A 12,265-nucleotide genomic window follows, 5' to 3' on the forward strand; every position below is an offset into this window, starting at 1 on the left:
CTTTACAAAGGGTACAGATTACTATGCTACAAACCTTTTTTCATCACCAAAATATACCTATAATTGCTAATCCACCTAAAATCATACCACCAATTTGTCCGATGATTGTTGGTGATAGTTGAACACCTTTTCTCACTTCAACAACTGGTCTTTCGTGCCTTAGTTGCTGCACTTCACTTTGAAGTTGATGTACACTTCCATGTAATTCTTTAATTAGTTCTTTTAATTCAGCGACCTCTTCGTTTACTGGTTTTGTTTTTTCTAAATTCATTTTGCATAACTCCTTATAAAGTGAAACTTTAATCAGTGGGGATTTTGTTCATCCCCCACTGATTATTAGTTGAACCAATCGGGCGTTTACGGGCAGTTGATCTCCCACCTGAATTTTGAGGTGGGAATTTTACTGCCCGTTAATGCGGGATAAATTCAATCAGTTCACTGTGAAATTTCGCCAATTACCGTTATATCTCCTGCATACTACATATAATATGAAATGTACTTTTATTAACAAGACCCTTTTAAGAACAAATTTAGATATTTTAGAAAGACAACTTTCATTAGTCCTTTATATATATTTGACTAATATATTCAACAATTTTATTCTTTATAGTTTCTTTTTCATACAAAAAGTTTCATTAAAATTTAGCAGGTGTACCTTGATGAAAAGAAATTTGCCATCTTCCTTCTCTAAATTTCCATATCGAACTACGTAACGAGTGTTGATTATTTATTTCATTGAATATTCGATAAGTAGTTAATGCTACATCTTTGGATAATGGATGTACTTCAAAATCACTCAAAGTCATTTTTACCACACCAATTCCATTTTTATCGATATCCTCATTTTTATATAAAACTTTACCAGAACTCCCAAACTCAAAAAAATCAGCGGCAAGTATCTTTTTAAGCTCCTTTTGAGATGTGCGAACCCCTGGTTTAAGTAATCGTTCCTCTAGCTGATATAAACATTCTCTTAATGAAGATAAACCTTCCATTAGTACACTCCTCAGCTTGTTATTACCCAAATATTAAAACTTTTCATTCTACACTACACAATTATTCTGTATGTTTTTGCTAGTTCTTCAGCTCTATCCATTCATCCCGCAATATCCCCATAATCATACGATCAAAACACTTTCCATCTCGCTGAACTGCTTCTCTCATACACCCTTCCATTTGAAAACCCATCTTTTTATACAACGCAATGGCAGCTTTATTATAAGAAATAACATCAAGGCCAACCCGGTGCAAATTCATTTCATAGAAAGCATATTTTAAAATAAGATATATTGCTTCTCTCCCGTATCCTTTTCCTCTATCATTTGCATCTCCTATACCAAATGCTAATAAACCTGTTCTGTTATTCCACTCTATGCCGTGAATTGCAACAAAACCAATTAAGCGATCATCTTGAACTGTTCTTAACATGAAAGAAACACTATTGGATCTCCGTCCCTTTAATAACCCATCATTTGATATTTCATGTAATGATTGCGGGAATGCTAAGTCTGTATCTACATTTCTTAAATATTCACTATCCTCTTGCCACATAACCATTACTTCAGCATCTGCTTCTCTAATAGCTGATAATTTAATAGTTTTATTTTGAAAAAGATTCATCGTCATTTCAAACTCCCCCTTTTTTAAATAGCGGGGACAATAATTCTAGCCTATTTATCCCCTTGTTCCATATACTGTTGTATTAACGGGATACTTACAATAAGCGCTGACATCGGCACATCTCCTCTACATTGAATTAACTTCATTGTATAATTTTTCGTTTATTCTAACAATAATAACAATAAAAAGACCCTCAAATTTAGAGGGCCTTTCCTAACAATAAAACTGTATTATTTCGTAAACATTTTCTCCGCTTCATCCATCGCCATTTTATTTCCTAAAGCAGAATAGTCAAGCCATGGTTGATCATTAATAATGTATACGTGCTTACCTTTTACAGCTTTTAAATCTTTCCAAATTGGTGTTTCTTGCAGCTGTTTAAATGCTTCTTTTGCTTTATCGTCTCTATTTACGACAACAAAAATCGCATCTGCATCAAAGTCAGGTAATACTTCTTGTGAAATCACTTCGAAAGGACGGTTACCATCAATTTTCTCTACACCATTTGCAGGTTGTAACCCTAAGTCTTGGAATAAAATTGGTCCCATCGGTCTTTTCGTACTAAATACACGTAATTCTTTAGCAGTAACGCGAATTGCCATTACTTTTTCGTTATTACCTAGTTCTTTATCTATTAAACTTTTCACTCGTTTTGATTGCTCTTCATAGTCTTGAATATATTTATCTGCTTCTTTCTCACGGTTTACAAGCTTACCAACTTGCTTTAAATGATCTCTCCACGTACCTTCATCTAAATTGAAAGAATGTGTTTTTGCAATTTTTTCGTATTTCGCTAAATCTTTGCCAGAATATTTTTCATCAACATAAATTTCAGATGGTTTTAATTGAAGTAATGCTTCCATATTAGGATCTGTTACAACGCCAAGTTTCTTCGTATCTTTCAGCTGCTCTTTTGCGTGTGGTAAGAAATCTTTTAAATCTCCACCAATTACAGAACCTACTGGTGTAATTCCTAATGCAAGTAAATTGTTCGTTAAATGAATAGACATTGAAGCAATTTTTGGATCATTACTTTTTTCCGTTTTTTTAGTTGCCTCTTCACTAGATTTCGTTTGACCACATGCTGCTAATACTAAAATACACATAATGCTAAATAAAATGGAAAGTTTCTTTTTCATATGTTCTCCTCTTTGAAGTATTTATTTTGTTTTTGTAAGTAAATAAAGAAAATACGGCGCTCCTAAAGCCGCTACTACCACACCAGCTGGAATAGAGTTTGGCTCAAATAAAGATCGCCCTATCGTATCCGCGAGTACTAAAATAATCATTCCAATTATGCCAGCTAACGGAAGGAAATGTTGATATGTACTACCTACTAACTTTCTTGCGATATGCGGAGAAACTAAGCCGATAAAGCCAATTCCCCCTGCCATTGATACACTTGCACAAGACAATCCTACCGCTGTAGCTAAAAGTAGTAACCGTTCTTTTTGAACAGATACACCAAGTCCTGCTGCTACACTATCACCTAGTGACAGTGCATTTAACGTTTTAGATTTCAGCCATACGTACGGAGTTAGTATCAAAATCCAAGGTAATAATGCTAGGACATGAATCCAATCTCTTCCCCACACGTTACCAACTAACCACCTAGAAGCGAATGTATACGTCTCATCATTTAACTTGAGCGAGAAAAATAACGAAAGTGCACTAAAACCAGCTGAAACTGCAATACCAACAAGAATAAGTCTAATGGGAAGTAAACCTTTCGACCGATCACTCGCAAGCAAAACAATAAGAAATGCAGCTAACACTCCTCCGCCAAATGTAAATAACGGTATTAAAATCGATGCACTCTCGTTAATAGAATGAAAGAAAGTAACAAATACAATAAGCCCGAAAGATGCACCTGAGTGTAATCCGAGAATACCAGGATCTGCGAGAGCATTCCGAGATAATCCTTGCAAAATCGCACCGGAAACTCCAAGGCCAATACCAGCTAACATTGTGATTATAATTCTTGGCATACGATAATCGTATAGCACGGTTGCACTCTCAAAATCACCATAGCCAAAAAGCGTTTGAATTACTTTGAGCGGTGCGATGCTCAGCGTTCCCGTATTTAAGCTAATCAAAATTACAGCGATACTTATACATCCGAAAATTGTAGTTACAGTAATAGCTCTCTTTTTATCCGTGCTAAAAAGATCCTTCACTTATAACTCCCTCCCAACTTTACGTGCTATATAAAGGAAGAACGGAACTCCAACAAGAGCTACCATAATTCCTATCGCAAGTTCTTTAGGAGGATTTACTGTTCTTGCTCCTAAATCAGCTAAAACTAATAAAATAGCTCCTAATAATGCTGACATAGGAATAATAAGTTGATAATTAACACCTACTAATTTTCTAGCGATGTGCGGGATGACCAATCCTACAAATCCAATGGAACCAACAGCTGAAACAGAAACACCTGCTAGAATCACTACCATAATCATCCCGAGTATTCTCGTTCGGTTCGTTTTTACACCTAAATTTGTAGCGACATCATCCCCCATGGATATGAGTGAAATAGATCGCCCTAGCGCTGTCGCAAAAACAATTGTTATGAGAATAATAGGCACTAAAAATTTCAAGTGTTCCCACTTAACCCCCGCAACACCACCAGCATACCAAAACGCTAAATCTTGGCTTAAGTCATAATAAATCGCGACACCTGAACTTAACGAATGTAAAAGCGCGGCCATAACTGCCCCTGCAATCGTTAACCTCATCGGCGTTAGCCCGCCTGATGTTGCTGATCCAATAATAAAAATGAGTACTGTACTTAAAACTGCTCCAATAAAGGAGACAATCATTAAATAGGAATACGGCATATGCGGGAAAAAAGCAAAGCTAAGTGCTACTACAAACATCGCACCTGCATTTATTCCAAGTACACCTGCATCAGCTAAAGGATTTCGTGTTACCCCTTGCATAACAGCTCCAGCGACTGCAAAAGCAGCTCCTACAACTGCTGCGCCAATTACCCTTGGGAGCCTTAATTCATAAATAATTTGATGCTGTGTTAATTTCGGATTATAATCAAAAACCGCTGCCCACACAGTTTGCAAATGGATATCCTTTGCACCAAATGCAACGGCTAAAAATATAGCTCCAATTAAACATATAATTGTTAAGCTCATGAAACATATGAACTTAATATGTATCCAGCGATTATTGCCAGCATGTACAGTAGACTTATGTAACATGTTTCATTTCATCCTTTATATTCAGTTCTTTTTTATAATTATTTTTTATTTATAATCATTATTGATAATAATTATCATTTTCATTTAGATATTATATCCCCACTTTTTTTAAATAGCAAACTATTTTTTTACTTTGTTAAAATATTAAAACACTTATTACAATTCCCTTCTAAAACTTACAAATACATGCAAAATTGTGCGATGTTATATCTTCAAATTTATAGTATACTGAGTTATTATTTTGACTTTTCAAATAAACATATCGAAGGTGAAGAAATGTTTCATGTAAAACAACTACTCTATTTTACTTATGAACAAGCATTATCCTGTTTGTTCCCAGTCATTATTTTTTTAACATTAGCCCTTTCAAAAATCATTTCTATCCCAGGGATATATCGCTATGATTGCATACTTATCGTATGTCTTCTTATGCAATATATAATGTATAAAACGGGACTTGAAACGAAGGACGAACTAAAAGTAATTACTGTTTTTCATTTAATTGGACTTTTACTAGAAATATATAAAGTGCACTTTGGATCATGGAGTTATCCTGAAGAGGCGTATTCAAAAGTTTTCGGAGTTCCGCTTTACAGCGGTTTTATGTACGCAAGCGTCGCAAGTTACATATGCCAAGCGTGGAGAAGATTGCATTTACAAATGTATAATTGGCCGAAAGCTATTTTTGCAGTACCATTAGGCGCTATGATTTACTTCAATTTTTTCACACATCATTTTCTATATGACTTTAGATGGGTATTAACTTTACTATTATTCATTATTTTCTTTCGGACATTTGTGGAATTTTCATTACAAGGCGTTACATATAAAATGCCGCTCGTTTTCTCCTTTTTCCTTATCGGATTCTTTATTTGGATTGCGGAAAACATCGCTACCTTCTTCGGAGCATGGCAATATCCAAATCAACAGGAAACATGGAACCTCGTTCACTTAAGCAAAATTAGCTCCTGGTTTTTACTCGTTGTCATTAGCATTATGATTGTTACGCAGCTCAAACATTTGAAGCAGTCGAAAGGATAATGGGGCATTTTTGGATGTATATGAATATCATGTACATCCAAAAATCTGAACACATCCGTTTTCTCAAATGTAACAATAAGGAAAAATACTATTGCAGAAACAAAAATAAAACATCTATACTTTAGGGAGTGAAATTATGGTAAGTGTTCACGATAATATCATTGTTTCGTACCAAGTTAATCTTGAGAAAGAAGAAATTCATATACACACCCTTACTGAATCAGGAAGGAATGTAAATATAATTTTTTCTGGTTTCTTAGCACACTTTTTTGAAACCCATCTAAGTTCTAGCATTATTTTTAATATAGACGAGGGTCGACTTCTAGATTTTTTCAAGAGAATAAGAAATTATTAGAGGAACAAAAAAACTATTGTTGGCCAATGCCTTATGATAATATTACAGAATTAGAGGAAACATTGATAAAAGAGACTTATGTTTATTACAACATTTGTGCATCTTATGGTCTAAGTGGTTGGGTGTTAGCTAAGAAACTTGAGATATTAGACTCTAATTAAGTTAATATTAGTCTTAACTACCCTTTCAATAACCATTATGTAAATACATATTAGAAACAACTAATCTTCTCTACTTGCTCAATAAAAAAACGAAATCCAATTAGGATTTCGTTTTTTTAGCTTTTTCAAATCTATAGAGCTTTAATAATACGTTCCATCGCCTTCATTTGACCAATATGATCAGCTTCATGATAAAGCATCATACCATAAAGCTCCCCTACTGTTTCCAATCCTAAGAATGGCTCTGGAAGTTTATTATCAAATGCTTCTGCTGGAATTTCATGAATACGCTTCGCTTGCTCTTGTAACTGAGACTTTAACACTTCTAATGCTGGTCCTTCTGTTTCCCATTTAGATGGTCTTGATCCATATCCAAACATACCTGGATATTCGCTTGGTAAATGTTTAAACTCTCTTCCAAACATAAAAGTTTCTGCTGCACTTAACACGTGACCAATATGCCAGCGAATTGTATTATTAAAGCCCTCCGGCTGCGTATCCGCAGTTTTATCATCTAATGTTTCCATAAATTTAAGTAATGCACCGCGTGTTATTTCAAATTGTTTTAAACCAACTAGTCTATTCACTCTATCGTTCCCCTTTTATGTACAATTTATTATCAGCTGAGAATGTTCCACTGAATAAAGTTTCACTTTGTTTAATCTATCAGAAATAATTAAGAAATACACCTAATATGCTTAACGCACTTCGATAAAAAAGGTACAACCCTCGTAAATATAGAATTACTTACAGCGCAAATATTTTCAGTAAACAAAAGAGGAGTGTAATTACATGTTAGATGTTTTAAAACAACAATATCATCTTATTAGTTCTACAAGAGAAAATCTATTTACATTTTTGGAAGAAATTCCACAAGAAAAATTGCACAGTACGGTTCCTAACTTCGGAAGTGGCAGCATTATAAAAACCCATATTCATGTAGCTGATTGCTATCGATACTGGCTTGGATCATTCGCATGTAACCAAAAACGAGCGGATTTTTCATTTGCTAGCGATTATGAAATTGAACATGCAGATGTCGCGAAAGTCCGTGATAGATTTAAGTTAGTAGATGAAACTGTACAACATTTTTTAGATGAATACAATGACCGCTGGCTTGAAAATATAGCAAATGAAGTAAAATGGCAAAAAGAACCTTGGAGCACAACTCCGCTATGGCTTTTAACTCATACGGAGACACATGAATTTCATCATAAAGGACAAATTGTATCAATGGCTCGTCATCTCGGATATACTCCTCCTGATACAGACCTTTGTTAATTCAATTGTTCTAAAAAATAAACTACTATAACTGTCGCTAACATTATTTATGTAAAGGAAAGTCCCTTCATTACTTTTGATGTTGTTTTATAGTTTTGTAAATTTCCTTGCGACACAAACTTGAAGACTTTTATTATATTTAGTTATGTTTGTGTCGTGTACGTATTGATTAGTTTAATATCTACACGAAATTCATGTTCATTTAAAAGTGGAATGAAAAGCAATAGTAACAGTATTATTAAAAATTTTAATGTTACATTTTATTGTGTATAAAACTTTTATTATTTGTTTTAGGTATATCCTACGATTATAAAATCCATGTAATATCGGAGTAAGACTCATATTTTTCAAGCAATACATCAAATACAATTCCCGGGAGTTTTTATATGATTCAAAGAGGAGTTATATACTTACCGTGCTGCTGTAACACATAGTTAAACTGCTTTAAAAATTAAGCGGAAAAATTTTAACTATTTATAAAACTTTTATTCCATTTAGATTAATAACATTAAGGAGAAAATTATAATGAAATTAGAGAGTGAAAGAATTTATTTAAGACCTCTTTGTAAGCTATATGCGCCCATTATATTAGAAAGTACAATGGATGAAGAAATAAGATACATGACTGGAACCAAGCCTACTTTTTCATTAGAGCAAATTAAGATCCATATAGATAATATAAATAATGATTCAAGTCGCTATGATTTCGCTATTTGTTTAAAAAGCACTGACGAAATGATTGGAGAGTTGTCGATTTTAGATATCGATGAGGAGAATCAAAGAGCAGGATTCAGAATATCGATGCTTTCTATTGCATTAACAGGAAAAGGCTACGGAACTGAAGCTATGAAAATAGTTTTAAGCTTTGTTTTTGAACAACTCACATTAAATCGTTTACAGTTAGAAGTATTTAGCCATAATTCACGTGGAATTAGAGCTTATGAAAAGATTGGGTTTGTAAAAGAAGGAACATTACGTCAATCCTTATTTTATAACGGTAAATGCTCGGATGAAATTATTATGGCCATACTTAAAAGTGATTATAAAAATATACTATAAAGAACCGATACTTATTTCATTCAAGCATCGGTTCTCCCTATACAAAAATGCTATTTCCCTTTCATTTGAAACAAATATTTCTCCACTTAATCTCTTGTAAAAGACTCCCTCGTTACATCAATAAATTGCTGCAACGGCGCTGTCATCCATTTATCTTTATGCCAAGCGATTTGTGTATAAATCGGAGAGATTTCATTTTCTAAATGTAACTCTTTTATCGTCCCTTCTCGTATATCTTTTTCTACTACTATAGCTGGTAACACGGCTATACCTAAATCTGCAATGACACATTGTTTAATTGCCTCGACACTAACAAACTCGATCTTATTTGCCGGATATACATCTTCTGTACGAAATAACTCTTCAAATAAAGTCCGATATGAACACCCTAGTTCTGTTAATAAAAGTGTTTCCTTCTCTAAATCTTTTATAGAAACAGAAGTTTGCTCGAGTAAACGATGCCCTGGAGCAGATACTACTTTTAATTCTTCTTTCATAAGTGGTTCCACATGCAAAACATCTTCTGTTTTACACTCGTCCAAAATAAATACAAGATCTACTTTCCCCTCCATCAATTGTTCCTTCGTATCTTTATTGGAATGCGCTGGTTTAAATATAAGTTTTATTTGCGGAAATTGTGCTTTAAATTTCTTTAATATAGATGGAAGCCTATATGTACATTGACTTTCTTGTGCACCGATTATTAACGTACCCGCTATTTCCTCATCATCTTTCACAGCCATTTTCGCTTCGTTACTGAGTGCAATCATCTTATCAGCATATAGTTGAAACTTCCTGCCTGCTTCAGTTAAGAAAAGACGTTTTCCTAATCTTTCAAATAATGGCGTACCGAGCTCAGCCTCTAACGTTTTAATTTGCGCCGTTACACTCGATTGAGCAAAGTTCAATTTCTTCGCAGTTTGCGTAAAATTCAAAGTGTCTGCCGCTACTTTAAATGTAATTAATTGTTTTATCTCCATTTATCGTCCCTCTTTTCAATCGATATTTCCGATTGATTTTATCGAAATAATCCTCTTTGTCTATTGATATTTGTATTGTATGATAAAGAGCATCGACAAACAATAAAAATGGAGGTATTCCATATGAAAGCACTTTGTTTCGAACAGTTCGGAAATCCGGATGTACTACAATATAAAGAACTAAATGATCCAATCATAAATTCAAACGAAATTCTTGTCCGCACGAAAGCAATCGGTTTAAATTTCGCTGATATTTATAGACGCCGCGGCGATTATCATCTCGCTGGTAACCCGCCTTATATATTAGGCTATGAAGGCGCTGGTATTGTTGAAAAAGTAGGAGCTGACGTTACTACGATCAGTCCCGGAGATCGCATTGCATTTGCTGACGTACCATTCGCAAATGCAGAGCTAGTTGCTGTTCCATCTGAGAAAGCAATTAAGCTTCCAGATTCTATCTCTTTTGAAACAGCGGCTTCTGTCTTATTGCAAGGTCTAACAGCACATTATTTAACGAAAGATAGCTATCAAATAAAACAAGGTGATATAGCTTTAGTACATGCTGCAGCTGGTGGTGTTGGGCAACTTCTTATTCAAATAATTAAACTACTAGGTGGAAAAGCAATCGGCCTAACGTCATCAAAGGAAAAAGCACAGATAGCCACGTTAGCTGGTGCTGATCACGTATTTTTATATACTGAAGCATGGCATACAAAAGTAGTTGAAATAACAAACGGTGATGGAGTAAATGTTGTATATGAATCAGTAGGTTCTACATTAGAGGAAAGTTTTAGCGCAACTAAAACTGGTGGTACTGTCGTATTTTACGGAATGGCCGGTGGTAATCCTGCGCCCGTTGATCCGCGTATGCTTATGGATACTTCGAAAACTTTAACTGGCGGAGACCTTTGGAACGTGCTTACATCTTATGAAGAGAGAAAAGAACGCTCCTCTCAATTATTCGAATGGATTACGGCCGAAAAATTAAAGATCGCAAGTCCTACTACATTCTCTTTACGAGAAGGTGCCCGTGCTCATGAATTATTAGAGAGCAGAAAAAGTACAGGGAAGATTTTATTAATCCCTTAATCGTTCCCATTTAAAAAGGAAGCTAGAATATATTCCATTGCTTCCTTTTTAAATATTATTAATGTTCAATTTCGCTTCTTTTCAATTACCCTGTTATTTATATTTTTTCTGTCTATACTTCTCTTTCTAGGCCCCTCATTTTTAAGTTTATAAAATAAATGAATCTAAATATTAAAGGAAAAAACAAACCTCCCGATATCAACGATCCAATAAATACAGTATCAATAAAAGAAAAAATCCCAAATAATAGCATTCCAAAAAAATAAAATACAACTGCACTCCAATAAATAAGCCGTGGAAACTTAGTTTGGAACGAATCACCTTTTTCACACGGTTTTCCAAATAACAAATGAACGAATTTAATCAACATAATCACTTCTCCATATAATTGTTAATATTCTTTTCTTCTTAGAACTGAACATAAATCACATACTATGTATCATTTTCTTTAAGTTTTCCGGCACCGAAGTTATTAGCTATGTCGAATACGGTAGCCTTTTACTCATATATTTCAAAAATGCAACAATATATTTTTATTTAATTATAAATCGTCTATCCCCATTATCATGTTGCAATTCAAACAATACTGGATTACTAACAAATCTTTTTAGCAAAACATACGCCTCATGATCATTTATGTCATTAGGAATATTAATTCCACTAAATGATGTTGAGGAAATTAGTGTATGAAAATCATATTTAAATTCATAATCACCAATATACGCTAGTGCCAATTTCCCTTTCCATTCAATTTGATATGTCTGCCCTTCTAATCTAGTAAACTTAATATTATGAAAGGCTGACGCATCATGTCCAAGTAAATAAACGTCAAATGCAGTTAACTCTAAATCTAAGTCCTTCTGCTCATCTTCCGATAAAAAATCAATTGCAAATCTCTTCCCGTTTAGCATATCCAAATTAAAAGGCGCCTCATCACTTCCTACACGAAACCCTTTAAAATCCCATTCTTCTGATGACAAAGTGCATCTATGGAAGTTGTTCCATACAATCTTAGCGTGCCAATCATCTTCTTCCTCATTCTCTTCATCTTCTTCATCCAAATCTTCCTCATCATAATCCGCGGTCTCTAAATGCAAATCAAAATACAAACCAGCCATACCATTTAACTCTTCTTCCTCTGCATATTTAAAATGTGCACTCCACTTAAAATTAACAATTCGATGACCATTAGGCCACGGGTTGTCCACAAAATATATTCGATCCATATTCACACATTCCTTACTTTGTTTTATTTCTCGTATACTTACTTTAGATTCCGAGATGAAATGTAAGGCTAGACTAATGTCCCTCCAATACACTGCAAACTAATTTGTTGTTCCTACTCTGTAATTATACCATTACAATAATTTTCATAGTTCGTTTTTAACAGAATATTCCGTTTAAAATTAATGAATGATATACTGAAAAATAAAAAGGAAGCTAGTTTTTAAAATGTACCCTATAGAA

General features: G+C 34.1%; 14 protein-coding genes and 1 pseudogene. 5 read left to right on the forward strand and 10 right to left on the reverse strand.

The annotated features are described in order from the left end of the window. Nucleotides 1-43 precede the first annotated feature (43 nt). From B5P42_RS22560 to B5P42_RS22585, 6 genes are all read right to left on the reverse strand, one after another. A complete protein-coding gene (locus tag B5P42_RS22560; protein ID WP_002161008.1) occupies nucleotides 44-271 on the reverse strand; it encodes a coiled-coil domain-containing protein in 228 nt (75 codons plus the stop codon). Nucleotides 272-635: 364 nt separating this feature from the next. Next, nucleotides 636-995: a nuclear transport factor 2 family protein gene (locus B5P42_RS22565; protein WP_113735278.1), complete on the reverse strand. Its 360-nt coding sequence runs from the start codon at nucleotides 993-995 to the stop codon at nucleotides 636-638. Nucleotides 996-1,074: 79 nt separating this feature from the next. Then, entirely contained in the window at nucleotides 1,075-1,626 is a 552-nt protein-coding gene (locus B5P42_RS22570; RefSeq protein WP_113735279.1) for a GNAT family N-acetyltransferase, read from the reverse strand. Nucleotides 1,627-1,850: 224 nt separating this feature from the next. Next, nucleotides 1,851-2,759 carry an iron-hydroxamate ABC transporter substrate-binding protein gene (locus B5P42_RS22575; protein ID WP_113735280.1) on the reverse strand — a complete coding sequence of 303 codons (909 nt, stop codon included), beginning with the start codon at nucleotides 2,757-2,759 and terminating at the stop codon, nucleotides 1,851-1,853. Between the two features lie 21 nt (nucleotides 2,760-2,780). Beyond that, nucleotides 2,781-3,797 (reverse strand): FecCD family ABC transporter permease, encoded by a 1,017-nt coding sequence (locus B5P42_RS22580; RefSeq protein ID WP_113735281.1) that lies wholly within the window; start codon nucleotides 3,795-3,797, stop codon nucleotides 2,781-2,783. Further along, nucleotides 3,798-4,832, reverse strand: coding sequence for a FecCD family ABC transporter permease (locus tag B5P42_RS22585; protein ID WP_002128403.1), 1,035 nt, complete (start codon nucleotides 4,830-4,832; stop codon nucleotides 3,798-3,800). A gap of 276 nt (nucleotides 4,833-5,108) precedes the next feature. Here B5P42_RS22585 and B5P42_RS22590 point away from each other — a divergent pair, with 276 nt between their 5' ends. Next, nucleotides 5,109-5,873, forward strand: a complete 765-nt coding sequence (locus tag B5P42_RS22590) for a DUF817 domain-containing protein (RefSeq protein ID WP_113735282.1) — start codon at nucleotides 5,109-5,111, stop codon at nucleotides 5,871-5,873. A 136-nt stretch (nucleotides 5,874-6,009) separates the two neighbouring features. After that, nucleotides 6,010-6,389, forward strand: a pseudogene (locus B5P42_RS33430) (hypothetical protein). A 131-nt stretch (nucleotides 6,390-6,520) separates the two neighbouring features. Here the strand turns inward: B5P42_RS33430 and B5P42_RS22600 are convergent. Beyond that, nucleotides 6,521-6,976, reverse strand: coding sequence for a DinB family protein (locus B5P42_RS22600; protein ID WP_113735283.1), 456 nt, complete (start codon nucleotides 6,974-6,976; stop codon nucleotides 6,521-6,523). A 205-nt stretch (nucleotides 6,977-7,181) separates the two neighbouring features. On the opposite strand from B5P42_RS22600, the gene B5P42_RS22605 reads away from it, so the two are divergent. After that, nucleotides 7,182-7,670, forward strand: a complete 489-nt coding sequence (locus tag B5P42_RS22605; RefSeq protein WP_113735284.1) for a DinB family protein — start codon at nucleotides 7,182-7,184, stop codon at nucleotides 7,668-7,670. A gap of 525 nt (nucleotides 7,671-8,195) precedes the next feature. Beyond that, nucleotides 8,196-8,729, forward strand: a complete 534-nt coding sequence (locus tag B5P42_RS22610; protein ID WP_113735285.1) for a GNAT family N-acetyltransferase — start codon at nucleotides 8,196-8,198, stop codon at nucleotides 8,727-8,729. Nucleotides 8,730-8,815: 86 nt separating this feature from the next. Here B5P42_RS22610 and B5P42_RS22615 read toward each other — a convergent pair whose 3' ends face one another. Beyond that, complete coding sequence (locus B5P42_RS22615) at nucleotides 8,816-9,709, reverse strand: LysR family transcriptional regulator (protein ID WP_113735286.1); 894 nt, start codon at nucleotides 9,707-9,709, stop codon at nucleotides 8,816-8,818. A 123-nt stretch (nucleotides 9,710-9,832) separates the two neighbouring features. Here B5P42_RS22615 and B5P42_RS22620 point away from each other — a divergent pair, with 123 nt between their 5' ends. Then, a complete protein-coding gene (locus B5P42_RS22620) occupies nucleotides 9,833-10,798 on the forward strand; it encodes a quinone oxidoreductase family protein (RefSeq protein ID WP_113735287.1) in 966 nt (321 codons plus the stop codon). A 112-nt stretch (nucleotides 10,799-10,910) separates the two neighbouring features. Here B5P42_RS22620 and B5P42_RS32890 read toward each other — a convergent pair whose 3' ends face one another. Next, entirely contained in the window at nucleotides 10,911-11,168 is a 258-nt protein-coding gene (locus B5P42_RS32890; RefSeq protein ID WP_113735288.1) for a hypothetical protein, read from the reverse strand. Nucleotides 11,169-11,331: 163 nt separating this feature from the next. Continuing rightward, nucleotides 11,332-12,024, reverse strand: a complete 693-nt coding sequence (locus tag B5P42_RS22630; protein ID WP_113735289.1) for a hypothetical protein — start codon at nucleotides 12,022-12,024, stop codon at nucleotides 11,332-11,334. Nucleotides 12,025-12,265 lie beyond the last annotated feature (241 nt).

Source organism: Bacillus sp. SRB_331 (genome assembly GCF_003264175.1).
Taxonomy (GTDB): Bacteria; Bacillota; Bacilli; order Bacillales; family Bacillaceae_G; genus Bacillus_A; species Bacillus_A mycoides.